Annotated in this window: 20 protein-coding genes and 1 tRNA gene; 14 read left to right on the top strand and 7 right to left on the bottom strand. The window is 71.0% G+C overall.

What is annotated here, in order from left to right; all coding sequences use genetic code 11:
• The first annotated feature begins 160 nt into the window (after positions 1 to 160).
• The gene (locus WMF34_RS19915) at positions 161 to 607 is read left to right on the top strand and encodes a response regulator (RefSeq protein WP_012236479.1); all 447 of its coding nucleotides are present in this window, start codon (positions 161 to 163) and stop codon (positions 605 to 607) included.
• A 103-nt stretch (positions 608 to 710) separates the two neighbouring features.
• Complete coding sequence (locus tag WMF34_RS19910; protein WP_437994651.1) at positions 711 to 1,481, top strand: carbon-nitrogen hydrolase family protein; 771 nt, start codon at positions 711 to 713, stop codon at positions 1,479 to 1,481.
• A gap of 10 nt (positions 1,482 to 1,491) precedes the next feature.
• Here WMF34_RS19910 and WMF34_RS19905 read toward each other — a convergent pair whose 3' ends face one another.
• Entirely contained in the window at positions 1,492 to 2,433 is a 942-nt protein-coding gene (locus WMF34_RS19905) for a pyridoxal-phosphate dependent enzyme (RefSeq protein ID WP_437994198.1), read from the bottom strand.
• A gap of 81 nt (positions 2,434 to 2,514) precedes the next feature.
• Positions 2,515 to 3,762 carry a radical SAM family heme chaperone HemW gene (gene hemW, locus WMF34_RS19900; RefSeq protein ID WP_012236476.1) on the bottom strand — a complete coding sequence of 416 codons (1,248 nt, stop codon included), beginning with the start codon at positions 3,760 to 3,762 and terminating at the stop codon, positions 2,515 to 2,517.
• A gap of 281 nt (positions 3,763 to 4,043) precedes the next feature.
• On the opposite strand from hemW, the gene WMF34_RS19895 reads away from it, so the two are divergent.
• Positions 4,044 to 6,218 carry a RelA/SpoT family protein gene (locus WMF34_RS19895; protein ID WP_012236475.1) on the top strand — a complete coding sequence of 725 codons (2,175 nt, stop codon included), beginning with the start codon at positions 4,044 to 4,046 and terminating at the stop codon, positions 6,216 to 6,218.
• A gap of 10 nt (positions 6,219 to 6,228) precedes the next feature.
• Here the strand turns inward: WMF34_RS19895 and WMF34_RS19890 are convergent, their stop codons facing one another.
• Positions 6,229 to 6,831, bottom strand: coding sequence for a YkgJ family cysteine cluster protein (locus WMF34_RS19890; RefSeq protein WP_049876297.1), 603 nt, complete (start codon positions 6,829 to 6,831; stop codon positions 6,229 to 6,231).
• Between the two features lie 300 nt (positions 6,832 to 7,131).
• Between WMF34_RS19890 and amrB the strand changes: the two genes are divergently transcribed.
• Positions 7,132 to 8,400 (top strand): AmmeMemoRadiSam system protein B, encoded by a 1,269-nt coding sequence (gene amrB / locus WMF34_RS19885; protein WP_012236473.1) that lies wholly within the window; start codon positions 7,132 to 7,134, stop codon positions 8,398 to 8,400.
• 111 nt (positions 8,401 to 8,511) lie between these two features.
• On the opposite strand, the gene WMF34_RS19880 is transcribed toward amrB, so the two are convergent.
• A complete protein-coding gene (locus tag WMF34_RS19880) occupies positions 8,512 to 9,741 on the bottom strand; it encodes an FHA domain-containing protein (RefSeq protein ID WP_157907708.1) in 1,230 nt (409 codons plus the stop codon).
• A 412-nt stretch (positions 9,742 to 10,153) separates the two neighbouring features.
• Between WMF34_RS19880 and WMF34_RS19875 the strand changes: the two genes are divergently transcribed.
• Positions 10,154 to 10,228, top strand: a tRNA-Gly gene (locus WMF34_RS19875).
• A 187-nt stretch (positions 10,229 to 10,415) separates the two neighbouring features.
• On the top strand, positions 10,416 to 11,579 hold the full coding sequence (locus WMF34_RS19870; RefSeq protein WP_012236471.1) for an AAA family ATPase: 1,164 nt from the start codon (positions 10,416 to 10,418) through the stop codon (positions 11,577 to 11,579).
• Here WMF34_RS19870 and WMF34_RS19865 read toward each other — a convergent pair.
• The 3 genes from WMF34_RS19865 to WMF34_RS19855 all read right to left on the bottom strand — a co-directional run bounded on the left by WMF34_RS19865 (position 11,491) and on the right by WMF34_RS19855 (position 14,457).
• Positions 11,491 to 12,630: a pseudouridine synthase gene (locus tag WMF34_RS19865; protein ID WP_437994197.1), complete on the bottom strand. Its 1,140-nt coding sequence runs from the start codon at positions 12,628 to 12,630 to the stop codon at positions 11,491 to 11,493. The two genes, WMF34_RS19870 and WMF34_RS19865, sit on opposite strands and share 89 nt — an antisense overlap.
• Before the next feature lie 227 nt (positions 12,631 to 12,857).
• Positions 12,858 to 13,637 carry a hypothetical protein gene (locus WMF34_RS19860; protein ID WP_437994196.1) on the bottom strand — a complete coding sequence of 260 codons (780 nt, stop codon included), beginning with the start codon at positions 13,635 to 13,637 and terminating at the stop codon, positions 12,858 to 12,860.
• A gap of 1 nt (position 13,638) precedes the next feature.
• Positions 13,639 to 14,457, bottom strand: coding sequence for a hypothetical protein (locus WMF34_RS19855; protein ID WP_437994195.1), 819 nt, complete (start codon positions 14,455 to 14,457; stop codon positions 13,639 to 13,641).
• Positions 14,458 to 14,846: 389 nt separating this feature from the next.
• Here WMF34_RS19855 and WMF34_RS19850 point away from each other — a divergent pair, with 389 nt between their 5' ends.
• From WMF34_RS19850 to WMF34_RS19815, 8 genes are all read left to right on the top strand, one after another.
• On the top strand, positions 14,847 to 15,056 hold the full coding sequence (locus tag WMF34_RS19850) for a ribbon-helix-helix domain-containing protein (RefSeq protein WP_012236467.1): 210 nt from the start codon (positions 14,847 to 14,849) through the stop codon (positions 15,054 to 15,056).
• 260 nt (positions 15,057 to 15,316) lie between these two features.
• On the top strand, positions 15,317 to 17,119 hold the full coding sequence (gene lepA / locus WMF34_RS19845; RefSeq protein ID WP_437994194.1) for a translation elongation factor 4: 1,803 nt from the start codon (positions 15,317 to 15,319) through the stop codon (positions 17,117 to 17,119).
• Between the two features lie 80 nt (positions 17,120 to 17,199).
• Positions 17,200 to 17,847, top strand: coding sequence for a hypothetical protein (locus tag WMF34_RS19840; RefSeq protein WP_157906780.1), 648 nt, complete (start codon positions 17,200 to 17,202; stop codon positions 17,845 to 17,847).
• Between the two features lie 23 nt (positions 17,848 to 17,870).
• Entirely contained in the window at positions 17,871 to 19,313 is a 1,443-nt protein-coding gene (locus WMF34_RS19835; RefSeq protein WP_012236464.1) for a M16 family metallopeptidase, read from the top strand.
• Positions 19,310 to 20,674 (top strand): M16 family metallopeptidase, encoded by a 1,365-nt coding sequence (locus tag WMF34_RS19830; protein ID WP_012236463.1) that lies wholly within the window; start codon positions 19,310 to 19,312, stop codon positions 20,672 to 20,674. The genes WMF34_RS19835 and WMF34_RS19830 overlap by 4 nt, the downstream gene beginning before the upstream one ends.
• Positions 20,675 to 21,008: 334 nt before the next feature.
• The gene (locus WMF34_RS19825) at positions 21,009 to 22,004 is read left to right on the top strand and encodes a hypothetical protein (RefSeq protein ID WP_012236462.1); all 996 of its coding nucleotides are present in this window, start codon (positions 21,009 to 21,011) and stop codon (positions 22,002 to 22,004) included.
• A gap of 65 nt (positions 22,005 to 22,069) precedes the next feature.
• Positions 22,070 to 22,594, top strand: coding sequence for a hypothetical protein (locus WMF34_RS19820; RefSeq protein WP_012236461.1), 525 nt, complete (start codon positions 22,070 to 22,072; stop codon positions 22,592 to 22,594).
• A 100-nt stretch (positions 22,595 to 22,694) separates the two neighbouring features.
• The gene (locus WMF34_RS19815) at positions 22,695 to 24,086 is read left to right on the top strand and encodes a tetratricopeptide repeat protein (protein ID WP_437994193.1); all 1,392 of its coding nucleotides are present in this window, start codon (positions 22,695 to 22,697) and stop codon (positions 24,084 to 24,086) included.
• The last annotated feature ends 131 nt before the right edge of the window (positions 24,087 to 24,217 follow it).

Raw genomic sequence — 24,217 nt, 5'->3', positions numbered from 1 at the left:
ACGCGAGACAGGGCGCCGGGGCGAAGCGGCGCCGACCTCTGCCGGCCTTCCCGCTGTGTCGCGCGCCTGGCTGCCCTTCGCTGGGCGTGATGCAGGCAACCAGATCGCCTCGGCTTGAGCGCGTGGTGCAGGAGAACGAGGTCTGATACCCTCGCGCTTGATGGGCAATGCCCCGCACTCCGGCAGCATGCCGCCACCTTCGAGTGGTCGGGGCCAAGGAGCCCTCCTCTACGCCGTCGACGATGAGGAGCTCAACCTGGACCTCATGGATCGGGCGCTCCGCTCCGGCTACCAGGTACGCACCTTCGGGGACCCTCGCCGCGCGCTGGCGGCCGCGGTGAAGGAGCCGCCAGCCGTCGTCGTCGCCGACTACCGGATGCCTCATTTCAGCGGGCTCGCGCTGCTGCGCGAGCTGCGCCGGCAGGGGCTGAGCTACGTCCCGGTGCTGGTCTGCGCCCCGACGGACGTCGAGCAGATCCAGAAGATCTCCCGGGAGAGCGCGGCCTTCCGGATCATCACGAAGCCCTGGATCGCCTCGGATCTTCGCCGCCAGGTCGACCTGGCGGTGAGCCTCCACCAGCTCCAGGTCGCGCGGAACCACCGCTGAGCCGGAGGCGCCCCGTGGCTTCGCCGTGCGCTCTCCGGCGCGATGCGACCGGATCGCCGGCGGGAGGCGCGCGAGCGTGCTCGCGGTGCGGGGGCGTCCGGTGGTGTCCTTGAGCGATCGCTCCCTCGACGTGGTCGCGCTCGAGCTGCCGCAGCGCTTCGGCGACCGAGGGGGCGCGCTTGCCGAGATCGACCGTCTCATCGGCTCGCCAGCGCTTGCGGGGGCAGACCTGGTGCTGCTGCCCGAGCTCATCCTCACGGGCTATGTCTCGCCGCGGGGCGACAGCGATCTGCGCCGCTTCGCGGAGCCGATCGACGGGGAGTCGGCGGAGCGGCTCGCCGAGCTCGCGCGAAGGCACGGGATCGCGCTGGCCGGCCCCCTCGTCGAGGCGAGCGGGGGCCGCTTTTACAACAGCTTGCTCGTCTTCGACGGCGACGGACGGCGCGTGGGCCACTACCGCAAGCGTCATCCGTGGTTCCCGGAGCGCTGGGCGGCGCCGGGGGATCTCGGGACGCCGGTCCTCGAGCTCCGCGGCATCAAGCTCACCGTCGCGATCTGCTTCGATGTTCACTTCGTCTCCGAAGACGCGGGCGACGCGCTCGATGAGGCCGATCTGCTGCTCTTCCCCACGGCGTGGGTCGACTCGCCCGGGGAAGGGGACATGCGCGCCGATCTCCTGCCCGTGCTCGCCCGGCGCCATCGCATCGCGATCGTGAACGCCAACTGGGGGCCCTCCCGCCCTGCGCTCGACGGCCAGGGCGGCTCGCGCATCCTCGACGCGCGAGGGCGGTCGGTCGCAGCGGCGCCGCCCGGCCCGGGGCCGAGCGCTGTACGCGCCACCTTGCGCTTCGCGCGAGAGCGGCGCGGCACGTGAGCGTGCGCGCTCAGGTGAACGGGAGCCGGGTCAAATCGACGTTGCCTCCGCTCACGATGACGCCGATCCGCGTCCCTTGGACCAAGCGCCGCAGGACCGCCGCCACCGGGACGGCCGCGCTCGGCTCGATGACGAGCTTCATCCGCTCCCAGACCACGCGCATCGCCTTGACGATGTCCTCTTCGCTCACGGTGACGATCTCGACCCCGCGCTCGCGCAGGACCGCGAAGGTGAGCTCGCCGAGCGAAGTGCGGAGGCCGTCGGCGATCGTGACCGGGTCGTTCGAGGGGACGATCCTGCCTTCGCGCATCGATCGTGCCGCGTCGTCCGCGGCCTCGGGCTCGGCGCCGATCGTGCGCGCGCGCGACAGCGAGCTGGTGGCGATGGCGGTCCCGGAGAGCAGCCCGCCGCCGCCCACGGGCGCGATCACGGCGTCGAGATCGTCCACCTGGGCCGCGAGCTCCAGCGCGGCCGTGCCTTGGCCGGCGATGATGCGCGGGTCGTTGTAAGGAGGGACGAAGATCGCGCCCGTCTCGGAGATCACGCGGGCGACCGTCTCCTCGCGCGACCGGAGGGTGGGGGCGCAGCTCACGACCCGGGCGCCGTAGCCCTCCACGGCGGCGCGCTTCACCGCGGGCGCGTTCTCGGGCATCACGATGTACGCGGCGACGCCTCGGATGCGGGCCGCGAGCGCGAGCGCGGCGGCGTGGTTGCCCGAGGAGTGGGTCGCGACGCCGCGCCGCGCCTCCTCGTCCGAGAGGGACAGGACCGCGTTGCACGCGCCGCGGAATTTGAACGCCCCGACCCGCTGCAGGTTCTCGCACTTGAAGAAGACGCGCGCCCCGGCGATGCCGTCGATCGTCCGGCTGGTCATGACGGGCGTCACGTGGGCGTGGGGCGCGATGCGCATGGCGGCGCCGCGGATGTCCTCGACGGTCGGCAAACGGGTCATGGGGCGCTCATCGGAGCGCGGTCCCGGCCCGGCGTCCACCGCGGGCGCCGCGCGCCCACGTGACGCCCTCGCGGCGCTGCTTCAGAACAGGTCGGCCGCGATGCCGTCGGCGAAGACCCAGGCGGCTCGCGGGACGCGGACCCGCCCGCCGGCCACCTCCAGGCGGCCGGCGCGCTCGAGCCGCTCCGCGGCCCGCCGCCGCGAGGGCGGCCACGCCGGCACCCCGAGCGCCGCCGCGGCGGCCTCGAGATCGAGCCCCTCGCGCAGCCGCAGCCCGAGCATGATCCGCTCGGACAGCCGCGTCTCCGGGGCGAGCCGCTCCTCGCTCTCCACGGCGATCGCCTCGCCGCCCTCGGCCATCGCCGCCATGTACCGTTCCGGACTCACGATGTTCCGGTACCGGACCGCGGACGCTTCTCCGTCATGGCCCTCCGCGCCGGCCGAGCGCAGGCCCCAGCGCGGATCCGGGCGCGACACCGTCCCGTAGGCGGCGCACCCGAGCCCTATGTAGTCGATGCCTTGCCAGTAACCCAGGTTGTGGCGCGCCTCGTCGCCTGGCCTCGCGTAGTTCGACACCTCGTAATGGGCGAGCCCCTCGGCCTCCAGGGCCTCGTCGATGGCGAAGAACGTGTCCGCAACGCCATCGTCGCCGGCGAGCGGCAGGCGACCGCGCCGCGCGAGCTCTCCGAACGAGGTGCCGGGCTCGACCGTCAGGCTGTACGCCGAGATATGCGTCACCCCCGTCGAGGCCACGGCGCGCGCCTCGGCGGCGGCCTGCTCGGGGCGTTGCTCCCGCGCGGCCTCGACCGTTCCGACCGCGACACCGTAGATGAGATCGCCGCTCACGCGCGGCATCCCGGACCGGAGCGCCGCCGAGAGCGCGCCGAGCCCGCCGTCGGGGTCGTGCAGGCGCCCGAGGAACCGGAGGCGCTCGACGTCGAGGCCCTGAACTCCGACGCTGAGCCGGTTCACTCCGATCGCTCGAAACGCTCGGGCCCGCTGCTCATCGAGCGAGGTCGGGTTGCACTCCACGGTCACCTCGAGGTCCGGCGAGCGCCGGCCGGCGGCCGCGGTGACGGCCGACAGCACCCTGCCCATCTCGTCCGGCTCCCACAGGGACGGCGTCCCGCCGCCGAAGAAGATGCTCCGGAGCTCGCGCTCGCCCAGCACCTCCTCCCGCTTCCGGAGCTCGGCCAGCACGGCGTCGGCATAGCCGCGGTGGTCGATGGCCTCCCGCGCCTTCGCGAAAGACACGAAGTCGCAGTAGGGACACTTCTTGAGGCACCAGGGGAAGTGGACGTAGACGGTGATCGGCTCCATGGTTTTCATGAATCCGCGACAACATTCGACCCGACGCAAGCGGGCGAAGCGGAAACTCCGAGATGAACCGAGGTGAGGACGAGGATGGCGTGGATGGCGTGGATGACGCGGATGGCGTGGATGACGACGAGGACGCGCGGCGGAGCGCGCGTGCCCTGCGCCGGGCAACGCGCCTGGGCACCTTGCTCTGCACACGCGCGCGCGCCGCGCATGGTGACACAATTGCGGGGTCTAGATCGCGGTGTTAGCGTGCGAAAGGGAGGGGGCGCATTGCGCCCACCGAACTCTTCATGCTGACGTTGACGGAGCTTGTCGATCGCGTCCGGACCTATCAGCCGGCAGCAGACGTCGATCTCATCGCCCGGGCCTACGCCTACAGCTCTGATGCTCACAAGGGGCAGACCCGCAAAAGCGGCGACCCTTACTTTTCCCACCCGGCGAGCGTCGCCGCGATCATCACCGAGCTCAAGCTGGACACGGCGAGCGTCTGCGCCGGGCTCTTGCACGATGTCGTCGAGGACACGCTCGCGACGACCACCGACATCGAGAACAGCTTCGGCCAGGAGGTGGCGTTCCTCGTCGACGGCGTGACGAAGCTCTCGAAGATCAACTTCGCTTCCAAGGAAGATCGGCAAGCCGAGAACTTCCGGAAGATGCTGGTGGCGATGGCGCGGGACATCCGCGTGCTCCTCGTGAAGCTGTGCGACCGCCTCGACAACATGCGGACGCTCGAGTTCATGAAGCCCGAGGCGCAGGACCGGATCGCTCGGGAGACGATGGAGATCTACGCGCCGCTCGCGAACCGCCTCGGCATCGCGCGCTTCAAGAGCGAGCTCGAGGACCTGTCGTTCAGGTACATCGAGCCGGAAGCCTGGTCGGACCTCTCGCAGAAGGTCAAGACGACCGCGAAGGAGCGGGACAAGTACATCCACGAGGTCTCGAAGGTGCTCGCGGGCAAGCTCGCGGAGCAGGGCTTCGCGGTCGACGTCACCGGCCGAGCGAAGCACCTCTACTCGATCTGGCGCAAGATGCAGGCGCAGCAGTGCGATTTCGATCAGGTCTATGACGTCATCGCGTTCCGCGTCCTCGTCGAGTCGGTGGCCGACTGCTACGCGACGCTCGGCGTGATCCACTCGCAGTGGACCCCGGTCCCCGGCCGCTTCAAGGACTACGTCGCGCTGCCCAAGCCGAACATGTACCAGTCGCTGCACACGACGGTGATCGGACCCGGGCGCGAGCGGATCGAGATCCAGATCCGCACCCACGAGATGCACCGCGTCGCGGAGCAGGGCATCGCGGCGCACTGGAAGTACAAGGAGAACAACTCCGGCGGCATCGACCCGAAGGACGCCGCGCGGTTCGGCTGGCTCCGCCAGCTGATGGAGTTCCAGAAGGAGCTCAAGGATCCGGCCGAGTTCCTGGAGAGCGTCAAGGTCGATCTGTTCCAGGACGAGGTGTACGTCTTCACGCCGAAGGGCGACGTGCGCGTCTTCCCCCGCGGCTCGACGCCCATCGATTTCGCGTACGCGATCCACACGCAGGTCGGCGAGCACTGCTCGGGGGCGCGGGTCAACGGCGCCATCGTCCCGCTCCGATCGAAGCTCCGGAACGGCGACGTGGTGGAGGTGATGACGAACCCGAGCCAGCACCCCTCGAAGGACTGGCTCGATTACGTCTCGACCAGCCGCGCGCGCTCGAAGATCCGCAACTTCCTGCGCACGGAGCAGAGGGAGAAGTCGCTCAAGCTCGGTCGTGAGCTCCTCGAGAAGGAGATGCACCAGCGCAGCATGAGCCTGAGTCGCCTCACGAAGCACGAGGGCGAGCTGCGAAAGGTCATGGATCGCTTCGGGGTCACCTCGGCCGACGAGCTCTTCATCGCGGTCGGCTATGGCAAGGTGAGCGTCCGCGCGGTGTGCGAGTTCCTCGCGCCCACGCCCAAGGAGAACGAGAAGGGCACGCCGACCCCGCCGCCCGAGTCGATCAAGGAGGGGCGCATCGAGTCGCTCGTCCGCAAGGTCACCGGGCGCGACAGCCACGGCATCCGGCTGAACGGCATCGACGACGTCCTCGTCCGCTACACGAAGTGCTGTAACCCGCTCCCAGGCGACGAGATCGTCGGCTTCATCACGCGCGGCCGCGGCATCACCGTCCACCGCCGCAACTGCGCCAAGGCGTTCGACACGGACCCGGAGCGCCGCGTGGAGATCTCCTGGGATTCGCGCGCGAAGATCAACCGCCCCGTGCAGATCAAGGTGATGACGGCGAACCGGCCGGGCATCCTCGCGACGGTCGGCCACACGTTCCACGAGCAGGGCATCAACATCAGCGAGGCGACCTGTCGCGCGGGCGACGACGGTCGGGCGATGAACACGTTCACGTTCCTGTGCTCCGACCTCGCGCAGCTGAAGAGCGTGATCCGGCGGCTGCAGCGGATCCCCGGCGTGATGGCCGTCGAGCGGACCTGAGCGGCGCGCCTCAGCGGCCGCGGCGAGCGCGCGCCGCGCTGCTCGTCCTGGGCGGCGCGCCCGCGGCGCTCGGTCCGGCCTCCGACAGGGCGCGGGTGAGCGGACGGCCGAGGTCGCCGCCCGGCTCGTGTCGCGCGGCGATCTCCTGCACCTTGCGGACGAGCCGGGTCACATCGTGGTGGCGGACCGGGGATCCAGCGGAGGCGCGATCACAAAAGAACGTGCGGCATCCGAGCGGCCTCGCGGCGTAGATGGCGCAGCGGCCGGCGTCGGTGAGCATCGGGCACCGCCGCTCCGACGCCTGCGGCAGCGCGCGTCGCCGGCTCGGGCCGCTGGCGGATATGCCCGGCTCGGGCGCTGCCGCCCCGCCCGCTCGCACGATCCCCTCGAGCGCCCGGCGGCCCCCGCGCGCCGCGATCGCGCGCCGGACGGCAGCGAGCTCGACGGACGTCACGTACGGTTCGCGGCCCGTGATGCCGAACCGACAGCACTCGGTCGAGGCCTCGCACGTCCAGCCGCTGAAGACCTCTTCCGCCTCGCGGTACACGGCCGAGAGCTCGGTGAGCAGATCGGCTTCACGGACGGGTGGATCGAGGGGCGTGGTTCGACGCATGCGTTCGGAGGCGCTCTCGTGATGATCCGACGTACTGCCAGCCCGAAGCGGCCGCGATGCAAGGGGAAGGGTGGGGAGGGGGGCGGAGCAGGGCGGAGCTTCGAGCCGCGACCCTAGTGCCACGCGGCGCCGCTGCGAAGCAGCAATCCGCCATCCTGACGGGCGCTCTGACGCAGGGCACCAGCGCCGTCCGTTCTGGAGCGAGCTGCCGCTGCGACTGCGGGGGCGTCGGCGCTGTTCCCGGATGCGCGCGAGGCCGCGCGCTGGGCGGCGGGCGCGCACGCGCTATTCTCGCGCTGGATGCCGGTGCTGCGCCCGAAGCTTCGAGCCCTCGAGATCGTCGTCATCCAGGATGAGCGCCATGGCCGCGCGTTGATGCTGCGCGACACCGAGGGCATCGCGCCGTCTCCGGTCGTCGTTCCCGCCGCGAGCGCTGCCGTGCTCGCGCGCTTCGACGGGAGGCGGCCGATCGACGAGATCGCGCGTGACGTCGCCCGGTCGACGGGCCAGCACGTGGACGCCGCCCACGTGTCGCAGCTGGCCGACGAGCTGGAACGCGCGTGGATGCTCGACAGCCCGCGATTCCACGCGCGCCGGCGGAGCGTCGTGCAATCGTTCGACGCGGCGCCGATCCGGATGGCCGCGCACGCGGGCGGCGCGTACCACGGCGATCGACGGAAGCTCGCCGACTTCATCGAGCGAAAGTGCCTCCAGGTCGCGCGGCCGCAGGGCGGAGCGACGCGCGCCGCAGCGTCGCAAGGCGCGCCAGCGCGCATGGTCGGGCTCTGCGCGCCGCACATGGATCTCTGGCGCGCCGCGGCGGGCTACGGGCATGCCTACGCCGCGCTGGAGCAGGCGCTGGCGGGCCCAGGGCTCGAGCAGGTCGACACCTTCGTTCTGCTCGGGACGTCGCACGCCGCGATGCGCCGTCCGTACGCCGTCTGCGAGAAGACGTTCGCGACGCCGCTCGGTCCTCTCGAGCCGGATCGAGAGATGATCGCGGAGCTCGCGGCCGCGAGCCGCTTCGACGTGCGCGAGGACCAGTACCTGCACAAGAACGAGCACTCGATCGAGTTTCAAGCCGTGTTCGTGCGGCACCTCCTTGGCGGCCGCGCGGCGTCGATCGTACCCATCCTCTGCGGCCTCTCGGAGTGTCAGGCGCGGCGTCGCGACCCCGCGCAAGACGATGGCGCCGAGTCGTTCCTGAGGGCGCTCCGCGACGCCCTGGCGAAGCGCCCCGGTCGCGTCCTCGTCATCGCAGGAGCGGACCTCGCCCACGTCGGCCCGCGCTTCGGTGATCCCGCGCCCCTGGACGAGCGGCAGCGGACGGCGCTGCGCGACCGCGATCTCGCGTCGATCGAGCGCGCGACGTCGATCGACGCGCCGGGCTTCTTCGTCGACGTCGCTCGGGACCTCGCCAGCCGTCGCGTCTGCGGCCTCGGCCCCATCTACACGTTGCTCCGCGCGCTCCCGCCGTCGTCGCGCGGCGAGATGCTGCACTACGAGCAGTGCGTCGACCCCGAGGAGGGATCGATCGTCAGCCACACGTCTCTCGGATTTTACGGTTGAAGAACCACGCCTCTACGTCCGCCTGGCGCGCGCTGGCGCTTCGTCATCGAGCGCGCCGAGAGCCCCCGCGCTGGCGCGACGCGAGGCTCCCGGGCATGAAACGGGCGTCACTCAGCCGCGCGGGACCCTGCGGCGCGCGATGTCGAGGCCGAGCCGGTCGGCCTCGCGGTAGATCGCCTGCCGCGACATGCCCAGGGCACGCGCAGCCGACGCGACGGAGCCGTTGGCCCGGGCGAGGGCGTCCTCGAGGCGGGCGCGCGCGAGCGAAGGATCCGTCGCGGGCGGGAGGTTCGGCTTCACCCGCGGGCCGCGCGCGAGCGATCCCGCGATCGGCGTGACGGAGAGCGGACCGTCCGGCGCAGCCTGGGCTGCGGTCACGATGGCGGACTCGAGCTGCGGGACGCCGCCCGGCCAGCCGGCGCGGACGAGCGCCTCCAGGAGCTGCGGGGTGAAGCGGTCGAGGCCGATCGCGTTGCGCTCCGCGATGTCGCGCACGATGAGCGGCACGTCCTCGCGCCGCATCTCGAGCGTCGGGATCGTGATCCGCTTGCCGGAGAAGAGCGAAGCGAACCACGGCGCCACGCGCCCGTCGCCGGCGGCACGGTCGAGCGGCTGTCCGGTCGTCGCGATGATGCTGACGCCGTTCGAGCGGCCGACCGAGTGCGCGATCTCCAGCTGCTGCGGGCGCGGCAGGCGATCGGCGTCGAGGACGAGCCATGTCATCGGTCGCGCGCCCGGCGGAATGGCCGGCTTCGTCTCGGCGCTGCCGTCGATGACCAGCGTCTCACCCAGGCCCTCGCGCACCGCTGCGGCGAGGCGAGCCAGCGTCCGCTTCCCGACCCCGGGCGCGCCCTCGATGCAGACGCTGGAGCCCGACTGCACGAGCTTCATCACCGGGTCGATCCAGTCCTTGCGCTGCTTCGAGCCGAACACCAGCGGCCCGAGCCGAGACGGCGCGCCGTCGTACAGCGCGAGGTGCCGCTCGACGAAGACCCCGAGCTGATGCCCGAGGCGCACCACGTCGCCGTGCATCACGCCGATGCGCCGGGCGCGGACGCCGTTCACCCACGTGCCGTCGTGGGTGTCCATGTCCTCGATGTAGCAACCGTCCGAACGGACGCTGATCTTCGCGTGCTCCGGCGCGATCCCCTGGCCCTCGATGCGCCCGTCGCGCGCGGCGCTGCCGATCACGGCGCCGTCCATGAGGCTCACGATCCGCGGCGGAGCGTCGAGCCCGATCAGGACGAGCCCCCACCCGCCGTCGTCATCCTGTCGCTTGGCGTGGACTCCGGACCGGTACTCTTTCTGGAGGACCGGCGCCGTTGTCTCCGCAACGTCCACTCGCAAAGCAGTCTGTTCGTTCATGCTCCCCCCAAGTCCAAAGGACCTGCCTGGTCGACCCAGGCCAACCAAGAGCGCGCCGAGTGGCGGGCACCCTTATGATGTAAGAGCCCCCCACACGGTGCCGCTGTCGCGAACGCGAAGGCTTTTGTGAGCGGCACCGTTCGCGGTGCTGCTTGGCGAGCCCCCTCGCTCGCAATGGCCACACAATACTCGACCAGAGCGGCCGTGCAACCTGCCGGCGACGGAAGTTTTGAGGTTTTGTTGTTGAGAGCTTGACTCCCACCACGCCGATTGGTACTCATCCGCCACGCATCGACGGAGCGAACCTCCGGTGATGACCCGGCGCGAATCAGGATTTTTCCGACAAACGCCTTTAGAAGTGGTTTCTTGAATTAAGTGATTGACATCTGCGGGAGTAACTCAGTGGTAGAGTGCAACCTTGCCAAGGTTGACGTCGCGGGTTCAAATCCCGTCTCCCGCTCCACGACATAGGCTCTGCGGCAGCGAGCAGACCCTGCGAGGCCGGTGTGACCCACCGGCCTCTGTGTTTTGTTCAACGTTTTGCTCAACGTTTTGCTCAACCGCTCGGCGCGCTGGCGTCGTGGGAACGCACGGGGCGATGCGCCGAACGGTGCGCCAGGCGGCGGGCCTGTGATACGAGGATTCGCCTCATGTCCGCTCCGCTCCACGAGCGCCTGCGCCTGCTTGCCCATAGCCTCGAGCGGCAGTTCCTAGGCAAGGACGAGATCATCCGCCTGCTCATGATCGCGGTCGTCGCGGGCGAGCACTGCGTGCTCCTCGGCCCGCCGGGGACCGCGAAGAGCGCGCTCATCCGCACGCTCGCCGAGCTGATGCAGGCCCGGTACTTCGAGTACCTGCTCACGCGCTTCACCGAGCCGAACGAGATCTTCGGCCCGGTCGACATCGGTGCTTTTCGCGAGGGCGTCTACCGCCGGAACACCTCGGGGATGCTGCCCGAGGCGGAGATCGTCTTCCTCGACGAGGTCTTCAAGTCGAACAGCGCCATCCTGAACGCGCTGCTCACGCTGCTGAACGAGCGCAAGTTCGCGAGCGGCGGCCAGGTGCTCCGCTGCCCGCTCATCAGCGTCTTCGCCGCTTCGAACGAGGTCCCCGGCGACGAGACGCTGACCGCGATCTTCGACCGCTTCCTCCTGCGGGTGCAGTCCGACAACCTCGACGCCTACCACTTCAGCGAGCTGCTCCAGCGCGGCATCCAGCAGGAGATCCGGCACATGGCCGGCGAGCCGCTTCGCCCGCTCGTCGCGGCGCGCGAGCTCGCCGAGCTCGGCCGAGGGTTCGGCGCGCGGATGAACTTCGGCGATGCGTTCCTGTCGGCTTACAAGGGGCTGGTGTTCCAGATCCGCGCCGAAGGGATATCGCTCTCGGATCGTCGTGTCGTGAAGATGCTCAAGCTCTTCGCGGCGAGCGCTTACCTCGATGGCCGCCAGACGACCGACGCGAGCGACTTCTTCGTGCTCAAGCACATCTGGAACAACCAGGATCAGGCGGCGATCCTCGAGGGAATCGTGCAGCCGGTGCTCGAGGCCTTCTTTCGGGAGCACCCGGACCGCCGCCGCGTCGGCGCGCTCGGCGTCGGCGTGGAGGCGCTCGCCGCGGAGATCGATCGGATCCGGCAGATCCTCACGGGCGGCGCCTCGCTCGGAGACGTCCAGCTGTTCAGTCAGCTGAAGGCGCTCGGCGAGATCAAACAGGCGCTCGCCGGCATCAACGACGCTCGCGCCCGCGAGCTCGAGGCGCGCGTGTCTCAGCTGCTCGAGGCTTCGTTTCGGAGCGGACGCTTCGCGCAGATCTAGCGGCGCCCGGTCCGGGCGTCGCCGGCGCGGCGACGTCCGTCCTGGAGCGAGCCGTCCTTCCAGCCGGGCTCCGGGCAGGCGTGCTCGGGGCGGCGTCGGTCCTGGAGCGAGCCATCCGCCCGGCCGGGCCCTGACCAGGTGCGCTCGGGGCGTCGGCGTTGGCTCTGGAGCGGACCCTCGGCTGCGCCGGTCCCCGGCTGCGCGCGGCAGCACCAGCGGCTTCCTGGGTAGGCCGAGGTGACGCCTTCGCGCCTGACCGGGCCGAGCTGGCCGTGCGGCGGTGGTCGACTGGACCCGACGACGCGCCCATCACCGCGCCGCGGATCCGCTTGGGCACGCCGAACGCCTCGCGGATGTGGAGGAGCTCATCCACCGTCAAGGCGCGCCACTCTCCCGGCCTGAGGCCTTCCGAGCTCACGCCGGCGAACGTCGTCCGGGCCAGGCGCATCACGGGCCAGCCGGTCGCCTCGCCCATGCGCCGGATCTGCTGGTTGCGGCCCTCGCGGAGGGTCACCTCGAGCCATGTCTTGTCGCCCTCGTGGCGGAGCAGCCGCGCCTCGGCCGGCAGCGTGACGCCATCCTCGAGGCGGATCCCCTCGCGCCACGGCGTGAGATCGTCGTCGCTCATGACGCCCTGGACCTTCAGGACGTAGGTCTTCGGCACGCCGCCGCGCGGATGGAGCAGCGCGTTGGCGAAGTCGCCGTCGTTCGTCATGAGGAGGATGCCGCTCGTCGCGAAGTCGAGCCGACCCACGGGGTAGAGCCGCGCGCCCGTGCCGCGCACGTGGTCGGCGACCGTCGGGCGCCCCTCGGGATCGCGCAGCGTCGAGACGACGTTCCGCGGCTTGTGCAGCGCGACATAGACCGGCGCCTCGGAGACGAGGCGCTTGCCGTCGACCTCGATGCGGTCCTTTTGCCGGTCGGCCTTCAAGCCGAGCTCGGTCACGACGCGCCCGTTCACGCGCACCCGCCCGGCGAGGATGAGCTCCTCCGATGCGCGGCGCGAGGCGACGCCGGCGCGCGCGATGATCTTCTGCAGACGTTCTTCCATGGTGTGCTCGGGACCTACGCCGACGCGATGGTGTCGGCCGACGGCACTGATAAGCACGCTCCTCGCGCCGCGTCGACCGACCTGGGCGGTACGCTGCTGGGATCCGAGGCCGACGCCGGCGCGCCTGCCCTGGCGAACGCCCGCGGCGGCAGGAGCACCGGTGCGCGCTTGCGCCGTCTGGGCAGGGGGCGAGGTCGACCGCGCCTCGGCTCGAAGGGAGGCGCGCTCTATTTCTTCTTGTCGCTGGAGGGCGCCGCGCTCCCGCTGTCGTCCACGGCCTCGTTTGCCTTGTCCGCGGCCGCTTGATCTTCCGCCGCCTTCTTGGCGGCTGCAGCGGTGGCCTCCTCTTCCTTCTTGCGCTCGTCGTCCTCGAGGCGGCGCTTCAGCTCGTTGTCGTGGTCCCACCGATCGACCCGCTCGTCGCCGTCGATGTCCACGCCCATCCGCTCGAGCCGCCCCATGCGGTAGATCTCCCAGACGTCCGGCTTGCCGTCGCGGTTCGTGTCGCGCTTGATGCGCGCGAGCTTGCCGCCGCTGTAGTACTTCCACTCGTCGGGGTTGCCGTCGCGATCGGTGTCGACCTTCACCTCGGCCAGCCTTCCGCCGGCGAACGTGAGCCATGTGTCGATCCGGCCGTCGTAGTTCGAGTCGGACTCCTCGTGAAGGCTCTCGCCCTTGTCGTTGTACTTGCGGACGACGTCCTTCACCCCGTCGAAGTTGGTGTCGATCTCGCGGCAGACGAGCGCCCTCTGGCGGTCGTCGCCGGTGCCCACGATCTGCCAGACGCGCCTCACGTTGGGCTGGATCGCGCCTGGCCCGGCGGTCTCGCTCGTCTCGCGATCTTCTTTGCCCTTCCAGTCGCACATCGAGCGATCGTCGATGCTGCCGTCGGCGTTGCGAGCCGCCTCGACCCTCGGCGCCTTCGCGCCTTCGAACCCTGGATCCGAGCCGCACGCCGCGCCGAGCAGGCTGAGCGTGGCCAGCGCGATGAGCGCTTGTCTCCTCATGTCACGGTCCCTTCTTGGCGGCCGGCTGGCCGGGCGCGGAGCCCGCGGGCGCGGCGGTCGCCGATGCAGCCGCGCCCGCGGGGGCAGCGGTGGGCGCGGCGGTCGCCGATGCAGCCGCGCCCGCGGCGGGGGCAGCTGTGGGCGCGGCGCCAGGCGCCCCGGCCGCCGCAGGCTGCCCTGCGCCCGCCCCTCCCTCCGTGGGCGCCGCGCCGCCCGGCGGGGGCAGGGGCGCTTTCGGCGCGCCGTACGACTCGGCGCAGAGATCCACCACGCTCCCGGGATCGGCCTTGCCGTCGGCGTTCTGATCGCTCGCCACGACCGCGCACTTCGCGTCGTTCGGGTTGTTGAACTGCCACCACTGGTCGACGATCCCATCGCCATCGGAGTCGCGCTCGCGGCGCACGAGGCGCGGACCCTCGTAGTAGTCCCAGGTGTCGAGCTTGTCGTCGAAGTTGGTCTCGCGCTCCTTCAACACGACGACGCCGCGCTCGTAGTGAGCGATCTCGTCCGCTCGCCCGTCGCGGTCGAAGTCCGATTCACGCCGCCGTTCCACCCCCTTGGCGTCGTAGTAGATGAAGGCGTCGATCGCGCCGTCCAGGTTCAGGTCGACGACCCGACAGACCTCCCGGCCGTCTTGCTTCACGTGGATGATGTCGGGTATCCCGTCGCCGTTCACATCGACCTTCTCCGCAGAGGCGGAGTCCTTGTCGCAGGGCTCGTGGGCGACCGCCGTGTCCCGCTCGCTGGTGGAGCCCTTCGCGCTCGAGGGTTCCGGCGTCGAGGACGCGCAGGAGGTGACCGAAATGGTGATCAGGGCCACAAACGAACACCTGGACGACCGCCACGTGAGCGGGAATCGCGTCATCAAGAGATTCCTCCGGCTAGCCCGGAACCCTCGGGACAGAAGCTCGACGCGCCGGGCGAGCCGTCCCGACGCGGACCAGCTTCGAGCCGCAGTCTAGACCGCGGCCCGCGCGCACATCAAGAAGCCCCACTGAAGGCGACGGACGCGACGGACGCGACGGACGCGACAGACGCGACAGACGCGACGGACGCGACGGACGCGACCCGCGGCTCAGCCCGGCCGATCCCCGAACCCCGGCGAGGGGGGTGGCGCCATTCCGATTGACATCATACGTACCGGCATCTAGGGTAACGTCTTGTCAGTCGTACCCTTCGAGACTGGCGGGTTACCCTCCCGGGCGTGACATGTCGCGGAAGAAAGTCTCGACGACCATCTACATCACGCCCGAGCAGGCCGAGCGGCTGAAGATCCTGCACGAACGCACCAAGGTCCCGATCGCGGTCTACATCCGCGAAGGGATAGATATGGTCCTCAAGCACTACGAGCACGTGCTGCCAGGGCAGATGTCCCTGGAGAGCCCGCCGGTCGCCGCGCCGCCGATCCCGAAGAAATGACCGGCGCCGGGGGCCGCAGGGCCCGGGGTGCCGGACGCCTGGGCGCCGGTCGCTCGGGGTGGATAGCTTCGCGGCGCGGGTCGCGCTAGGAGCAGGCTCGCCGCGTTCCTCCATATTCCCGCGGCGCTCGTAGAGCCGCGCGCCGCGGCTCGCTCCCCCCTGAGGGGCCCGGACGTTCCCGTCCGCTCCCTCGCATCTCGGTCGAGGCCGCGCGCAGCGGCCGCTAACGCTGGTCAGGTCGCCGCGTCCTGAAGCTCGCTATGCCCGTTGATTCCAAGCTCATCCGCAACTTCTCGATCATCGCCCACATCGACCACGGCAAGTCCACGCTCGCCGACCGCATCCTCGACGCGACCGGGGCGCTCACCGCCCGCGAGCAGAAGGAGCAGTTCCTCGACAAGATGGACATCGAGCGCGAGCGGGGGATCACGATCAAGGCCCAGACCGTTCGCCTGGATTACACGGCGAAGGACGGACAGACGTACCGGCTGCACCTCATCGATACGCCCGGGCACGTCGACTTCAACTACGAGGTCTCGCGCAGCCTCCAGGCGTGCGAGGGCGCGCTGCTCGTCGTCGATGCCACCCAGGGCGTCGAGGCGCAGACCCTCGCGAACGTCTTCCTCGCCCTGGACAACAACCTCGCGATCCTCCCGGTCCTCAACAAGATCGACCTCCCCTCGGCCGACATCGAGCGGACGACCCGCGAGATCGAGGACGTCATCGGCCTCGACTGCTCCGGCGCAATCCCCGCCAGCGCCAAGACGGGGATCGGCATCGCGGAGATCCTCGAGGCGGTGGTCGAGCGCATCCCGGCGCCGAAGGGCGACCCGAACGCGGCGCCCCGCGCCCTCATCTTCGACAGCTGGTACGACAGCTACCGCGGCGCGGTTGTCATGGTGCGCGTCGTCGACGGCATCATCAGGAAGGGCCAGAAGGTCCGCTTCCTGGCGACCGGCCGCGACTACGAGGTCACGGAGATGGGCGTGTTCACGCCCCACGCGACCGCCATCACCGAGCTCGGACCAGGGGAGGTCGGCTTCCTCGTCGGCAACATCAAGAGCGTCGTCGACACGAAGATCGGCGACACGGTGACCGACGCGGTCCACCCCGCGACGACGCCGCTTCCCGGCTTCAAGGAGGTCAAGCCGATGGTCTTCGCCGGGATCTTCCCGACGGACTCGGCCCAGTACGAGGACCTCCGCGACGCCCTGTCGAAGCTCCACATGAACGACGCCGCGTTCGTCTTCGAGCCCGACACCTCCGAGGCGCTCGGGTTCGGCTTCCGGTGCGGCTTCCTCGGCCTGCTCCACATGGAGATCATCCAGGAGCGGCTGGAGCGCGAGTACAACCTCGACCTCATCACGACCGCGCCGAGCGTCGTCTACCACTGCTACCTGAACGACGGCTCGATGAAGTCGATCGAGAACCCCGCGAAGCTCCCGCCGCCGAACCTCACCGATCGCATCGAGGAGCCGATCTTCCGGATGACCGTCCACGTGCCGTCGACCTACGTCGGCGCGGTGCTCGCCCTGTGCCAGGAGCGGCGCGGGGAGCAGAAGTCGATCCAGTACGCCTCGTCCGACCGCGTGATCATCACCTACGACATGCCCCTCAGCGAGGTGCTCTTCGACTTCCATGACAAGCTGAAGAGCGTGTCGCGCGGCTACGCGTCGATGGACTACGAGCTCGTCGGGTACCGCGCCGACGATCTCATCAAGCTGGACATGCTGGTGAACGGCGACCCGCTCGACGCCCTCAGCGTCATCGTGCACCGGGACAAGGCGTACGCCCGGGGCCGGGACCTCGCGGTGAAGCTCAAGGACATCGTGCCGCGCCAGCAGTACGAGGTCGCGATCCAGGCGGCGATCGGGTCGAAGGTCATCGCGCGGACGACGGTGAAGGCGATGCGCAAGGACGTGACCGCCAAGTGTTATGGCGGCGACATCAGCCGCAAGCGCAAGCTCCTCGAGAAGCAGAAGGAGGGCAAGAAGCGGATGAAGATGGTCGGGAGCGTCGAGATCCCGCAGGAGGCGTTCCTCGCCATCCTGAAGATCGACTGACGGGCGCGGGCGCTGGTCACCGCGCGCCGCGCGGCCACGCGAGCGTGGCGGCGCGCGGCGCGCGCTCGTATAAGCCGCCCATGCAGCCCGCCCCCGTCCGGCCGCGCGAGCTCCGCGCGGCGCTCCCTGCCCTCGCCCTCGGCCTCGCCGTCCTCGCGTGCGACGATCAGCGCGCCACGGCGCCTCAAGCGTCCGCCTCCGCCTCAGCATCCGCGCCGCCGGGCGCGGACAGCGCGGCGCCGGCCCCGAGCGCCGCGGCGGCCCCCGCGGCCACGGAGGCCGCGAAGCGGGACATGCCGCCGCGGCCGATCCCGATCGGGTCGAGCGGGCCGATCCAGCCGAGCGCGCCGGCGGAGCAGCAGATGATGGCGATCCAGTACACGCTCGCCATGGTGTCGCCGCGGTCGACCGACCCGCTCGTCGACAAGCCCTACCTCGAGGGCATCCTGCCGAAGCTCGCCGCAGCGGTGCGCACCGCCGACAAGGGCAAGACCCCGCCGAACCCCGTCAAGGCGACCAAGGGGAACAGGAAGATCGAGGTCGACATGGGCAAGGGGTGCACCGAGCGCACCCCGTCCAACCTGCTCGCGCAGCGGGCAGGCTCCTCCCTGAAGGAGGCGTTCGACGCGGGGATCCTCGTCGTCTCCTGCCACGACGACCGGTGGGAGTGCCACCAGTCGACGCGGGATCCGAGCGACGTCCTGTGCCACGCAGCGCCGCGGCGCTGAGCGTGGTATGGGCTGCGCCTGCCATGCAGGAGACGCTTGCCTACTCGGTCCCCGGCGCCGCCGCCCTCCCTCGAACGGGTCCGCTCGCCGAGATGCTCGTCGAGCTGAACCGCGAACGCCCGCCGCTCGCCCGGCTGCGCCACGACGCCACCGTCGCGTTCGGTCCCACGATGCGCGTCGAGCGCTTCGCCCTCGGGAACGGGCTCAAGGTGCTCGTGCTCGTCGACCCCTCGGCGCCCGTGGTCTGCCTGCAGACCTGGTTCGGCGTCGGCTCGCGCCACGAGCGCGTGGGCAAGACCGGCATCGCCCACCTCTTCGAGCACCTCATGTTCGGCGAGACGGAGAGCGTCGCCCACGGCGCGTTCGACCGGATGCTCGAGGAGGCCGGCGCCGAGACGAACGCGGCGACGTTCCTCGACTGGACCTACTACCACACGAACCTGCCGAAGGACGCGCTCGCGCTCACCCTCCGCCTCGAGGCGGAGCGCATGGCGCGGCTCGTCCTCCGCGATCCGCAGGTGTCGAGCGAGAAGGAGGTCGTCGCCAACGAGCGGAGGCAGCGGGTCGACGACGACGTCGACGGGGCGGTGAGCGAGCTGCTCTACAAGGAGGCGTTCACCAAGCACGCCTACGGGTGGCCGACCATCGGCTGGATGGAGGACATCAAGGGCTTCACGACCGAGGACTGCGTCGAGTTCTACCGGACGTACTACGCCCCCAACAACGCGGCGCTGGTCATCGTCGGCGACGTCGCGCTCGACGAGGCGCTGCGCGGGGTGCAGGACCACTACGGCGCTCAGGAGCCCTCGAAGATCCCGGTCGAGGAGGTGTGCCCCGAGCCGCCGCAGATCGCGGAGCGCCGCGCCGAGGTGGTGAAGCCGACCGCCACGCACAAGGTCGCGATCGGCTATCGCGCGCCGGCGCTCGGGGATTTCGACCACGCGCCCCTCGCCCTGCTGAACGAGATCCTCTTCTCCGGGCGGTCGTCGCGCGTGCACCGCGCGCTCGTTCAGGAGCAGGAGATCGCGAGCGAGGTCCGGGGCTGGGTGGGCTCGTTCCGCGATCCTTCGCTCTATGACATCTACCTCTCGGCTCGCGGCGAGCACACGGGCGAGGCGCTGCTCGCGGCCCTCGAGCCGCTCCTGGAGGCGGTGCGTCGCGCCCCCGTTACCGAGGCGGAGCTCGATCGGGCGAAGGCGCGCATCGAGCTCTCGGTCCTGCAAGGGCTCGAGACCGTCGCCGGCAAAGCAGAGCAGATCGGCTTCTACGAGACCGTGCTCGGCGATCCTGCGGCCCTGTTCGAGCGGCTCGCCGCCTACCGGCGGGCGACCGTGGGGGATCTGCTGCGCGTGGCGCGGCGCTACCTGGTGAGCTCGGCGCGCACGGTGATCCACGTGATCCCGGACGGGACGAGCGACGAGGACGACGAGGACGGGACGGACGCGGAGAGCGAGGAGGCATCGTGAGCCAGAGCGTGAAGAGCGGCCTCGCCTGGGGCGCCGAGGGGCAGGGCAGGGGAGCGGCGGGCGGTCGCGTGGCGCCCCGCGACGGCGCGGTGCTCGTGGAGACGAGCCACGCGCTCCCCATCGTCAGCATCGTGGTCGCGTTCCGCTCCGGCTCGGCGCTCGATCCGGCCGGGCGCGAGGGGCTCGCGCGCATCACGGCGCGCATGCTCCGCCGCGGCGCGGAGGGCTACAGCGCGAACGAGATCGAGGAGACGATCGACGCGCTCGGCGGGGAGTTCGGCACCGACGTGGCGACGAGCGCGACGACGGTGCATTTCGAGGTGATCAAGCGCTCGCTCGATCGGCTCGTCGAGCTCGGGGCAACGCTCCTCGCGCGCCCGACGTTCTCGCCGCCGGAGCTCGCGCGGCTCCTGCGCGAGGCCGAGGCCGAGCTCATCGAGGCGCGCGACAGCGATCGCTCGCTCTGCAGCCGCGCCTTCCGGCGGACCCTGTTCGCCGGGCACCCCTACGGCCGCCGCATCGCGGGCACCATCCCGACGCTCCGGGAGATCACGCGCGACGACGTCGCCGCGTTCTATGCGCGGCACTACACCCGGCGCAACGCGATCGTCGCCATCTCGGGCGACATCGAGCCCGGCGAGGCGCACGGGGTCGCCGAGCGCCTCCTGTCCGGCCTGCCCGAGGGCGAGGCGATCCCCGATCCGGTGGCGGATCCCGGGGCGAGGCCGGGGCGTTGCCTCGTGTTCGTCGACAAACCCGAGCGGACGCAGACGCAGATGGTCATCGGCGGGCTCGGCACCGACGCCCACGACCCCGATCACATGGCGCTCCTGGTCGCGAACACCGCCTTCGGAGGCACCTTCTCGTCGCGGCTGATGCAGGAGGTACGCGCGAAGCGTGGCTGGTCCTACGGCGCCTCGTCGCGCGCGGGCTTCGATCGGCACCGCGACGCGTTCACCATGTGGACCGCGCCCGCGGCGCAGGACGCCGCCGCCTGTCTCTCCCTGCAGCTCGGGCTGCTCGAGGCGCTGCGGCGCGATGGGATCACCGAGGACGAGCTCACATTCGTGAAGCGCTACCTCGTCCGCTCTCACGCGTTCGAGATCGACACCGCGAGGAAGCGCGTGCACCAGAAGCTCGACGAGCTCCTGTACGATCTGCCGGAGGGGTACCACGAGACCTACCTGAAGCGGATCGAGGACGTCACGCTCGAGGAGGCGAACGCCGCCGTGCGGCGCCGGATCTCCGAGGACGATCTCGTGATCGGCGTCGTCGGCACGCACGAGGAGATCGGCGAGGCGATCGCCGCGGCCGTCCCGAGGCTGGCCGAGGTGAAGGTCGAGCCGTACGATCTCGAGTAGCCGGCACCGCGCCGAGGGCGATCACGTCGCGGCGCGCAGGCCGCGAGAGCCGGGCGCGCGCCGTCTCGGGCGATCTCGGTCCGCGGCGGCGAGGCCTCGGCGCTGGTGACGCCGGCGCCCTGTCCGAGCGGCGTCGGACGACCGGGCGCGCGATCGGAACCGCGCGTCGGCCGCTGGCATCCAAGGCGCTGCTCCTTCGCGAGATCGTGGCAGGGCTCGCGGCCCGCTCCGGGATCACCGGCCCCTCCGGCCGCGATCGCTCAGCGCGCGCCGCGCGGTGCCTGCCACGGCGCGCCTTGCGCCGGCTCGCGAGGGCGAACGAGGGGAGCTCGCGATGAAGGCACGAACCATCCACGCGCCGGTCCTTGCGGCGGTGACCGCGCTGTCCGGGCCCGCTGCCGCGGCGGTCCCCGTCACGATCACCCACCAGGGTCGCCTCTTCGATTCGGTGGGCCAGCCCATCGACGACACGCTCGACGTGGTGTTCGCGTTCTACGACGCGCCCGACGCGCCCGTGCCCGTCTGGAGCGAGCTCCACACCATCACGTTCGACCAGGGTTATTTCTCTGTCGACCTCGGCGAGCTCGCGCCCGTCGACAAGCCGGTCTTCGACGGCGCGGCGCGCTACCTGGGGATCACCGTGGGGGACGACCCCGAGATGGTGCCCCGCGCCAAGATCGCGAGCGTTCCGTATGCGCTCCAGGCCAGCAACGTCGCGGGGGACATCACGCCGAACTCGATCTCCATCGGCGGTCGCCTCGTCATCGACAGCAGCGGCGTGTGGGTCGGCGATCCGATCGGCCTGCAGGGCGCGCCGGGGCCCGCGGGCCCTCCCGGCGCGGCCGGACCGGCCGGGCCGAGCGGTCCGGCCGGGCCGCCTGGCGCTGCCGGGCCCCCGGGGGCGCCGGGGGCGGAGGGGCCGCAGGGGCCTCCTGGTGTCCTCTCGAGCACCTACGTTTCCGGCGCGGGTGCCGCCCCTCAGAAATCGCTGCAGTTCCTGGCTGCGCCCGCGACCGTGAGCGTGACCGCCTCGGGGCAGCGCGTCGTCGTCGTCTCCAACAAGGCGCTCGGCGCCGCGTCGACCCCGGCGGACCAGCTCCACCTCTGGATCTGCTCTCAGCAGCTCTCGCCTCTCGGGGAGCTCAGCCCAGAAGGGACGGGCGTCTATGCGGTCCAGGTCCCGGCGCACACCCGCGTCACCATGGGGCTGAGCGCAGCGCTGTCGCCGCCCCCGGGCCAGTACAACGTCGGCCTCTGCGGGAAGTCCGATAGCCCCTTCTGGACCAACAACGACTATTCGTACACCTCCGCTGTCGTCTCGATGCAGTAAGGTCGGGCTTGGCGGCCCACCTCGCGCGCCGCGAGGCGCGCGGCGCCCGCCCTCCGATCGCCACCATGCAGAAGGAGCTGATGACCCCCGCGGCGATCCTGCTCGGCAGCCTCTTCATCGCAGCAGGGCTCTACCTCGGGCTGCAGCGTCCGCCGCCGCCACCTGCGCCTCCGTCGGCCAGCGTGGAGGCCTCGACAGCACGCGCGGGCGCGCTGCCTGCGAGCGCGGGCGCGCCCGCCCCTCCGCTGCATGTGCCTCACCCCGCGTCGGCAGAGGCCTCGCCTCTGACGAGCGATCTCTACAAGCGTGTCGAGGGGGATGCCGCCAGGGAGCTCGAAGCGCGCCGGTCGCTCTTCGTGAAGCAGTGCTGGGAGCCCTCGCTCAAGAAGAACCCGGCTCCAGCGCGCGCCAGGTACATCTTCAACATGACCTTCGATGCGTCCGGGGACGAGATCGCCCGTGGCATCAGCGAAGTGCGAGGGATGGATCGCCCCGACGCGGCGCAATGCCTCCGGATGATGCCGCTCGGGCTCGTCGTGTCGCCGCCCGGAACGCGGGTCTCCGTCGAGGTCGAGATGACCCTGCCGTGAGCGCGCCGTGGCTGTGAGCGCGCCCTCACCGCGGCGGCCGCGCTGCAGCGATGCCTCTCCGTCGTTTGGTCCGCGATGGGCGGTGGGCTAAGGTCACGCCGTGGCTTGGCTTGCTGAGCTCGCCCTGTACCTCTGCCGCGCGCTGCACCTCGTGGTCCTGGCGATCGCGCCCACGTGGCTCTCGCCTGAGCCGCTCCCGGCCGGCGCGCTCGCCCTCTCGGGATCGCTCTCGGCGGCCGCGCTCGCCGCGGCGCTCGGCCTGTCGGCGTGGTTCGCCGCGCGGCTCGATACACGGCTCGCCAGGAACGGCGCGGCGCTGCTGTGGATCGCGCTCGCCGCGGCGCTCGCGGCCACGCTCTACTACCGCGGGCCTCGCGCGCCGCTCGCGCAGGGGGTCGTGTTCGTCGCCGTTCCCCTGTGGGCGGCGCTCGCGACCCTCGCCGCCGCCGCCGCGGAGCGCTGGCTCGGATCGAGCTTCAAGCACCGGCGCATGGGGGCCGCGATCGTCGTGATCGGCCTCGGCGTCGTCCAGCTGAACGGGGCAGCGCCCCTGCTCGGATCGCGCGAGAGGATGTGGTGGGCAGCGCTGCGCCGCGACGGCGCACACCTGCGCGCGATCGACGAGCTCACGAGGCCGCTCCGCGAGCGGCGCAAGCTCGACGAGCTCGACGGCGTCGCGGCGCGCTGCCTGAGGATGCACCCCGCCGCCGCCGCGCCCGCCGCGCCGGCCACGTGCGCCTGCCTCGCGCTGCGCGCCGAGGCGAGGCTGCACGCCCGCAACGCTGGCGCCGCCCTCCGCGACGCGGAGTCCGCGCGCGAGCGGTGCCCGGAGCAGAGCGGCACGCGCGCGGTCCTGGCCGAGGCGCTCGCCGTCGCCGGCCGCCCCGAGCGTGCCGAGGCCGAGGCGCGGGCCGCGCTGGAGGAGGGCGGCGACCCGTCGCGGCTCCGCTATGCGCTCGCGTTCGCGCTCGAGCGCGCGGGTCGCCTGGCCGAGGCCAGGGCCGAGGCGGATCGCGCGATCGACGCCGGCGCCGGCCGGAAGGCGCAGCTCCTCGCGGGAGCGCTCGCGATCCTGGCCGGAGATCTCGACGGGGCGAAGGCGCGCCTCACGCCCCTCGCCGAGCAGGATCCCTCGGACGCCGAGGTGCTCTACAACCTCGCGCTCATCGCCGACAAGCGCGGCGACTACAACGGCGCACGTCAAGGCTACCTCGCCGCCCTGAAGGCCGAGCCCAGGAGCGCCGATGCGCGCTACAACCTCGCGCTCCTGACGTTCCGTGCGGGCATCGCCGAGGAGTCGCGCCACCACGTCCGCAAGTTCCTCGATGCGTTCCCGGACGATCCGCGGGGCAGCCAGCTCGCGCGGACGACGGGCACGCCGCTCGACAAGACGTTCACGACCGACAAGGCCGACGGCGCGGCACTTCCTCGCCGGCCCGCCGAGCGGCGGCCTCTGCAGGAGCCCGCCGCCGCGAGCTCGGGTTCTCGTTAGCTTCCGCCGCGAAGCGTCGTAACCGACTCAAACGACGCAAACAACGCACACGGCGCACACGGTGCCAACGCAAGGCGCGGGGGATGGCGGGGCTTCTGCGCCATTTCGCGCTGTCGGTCCCAGTTCACTTT

Origin of the sequence: Sorangium sp. So ce145 (assembly GCF_051525985.1) — a bacterium.
GTDB classification, from domain to species: Bacteria; Myxococcota_A; Polyangia; order Polyangiales; family Polyangiaceae; genus Sorangium; species Sorangium cellulosum_B.
The sequence above is the reverse complement of the archived record's forward strand: the minus strand, read 5'-3'. Positions and strand labels throughout refer to the sequence as shown.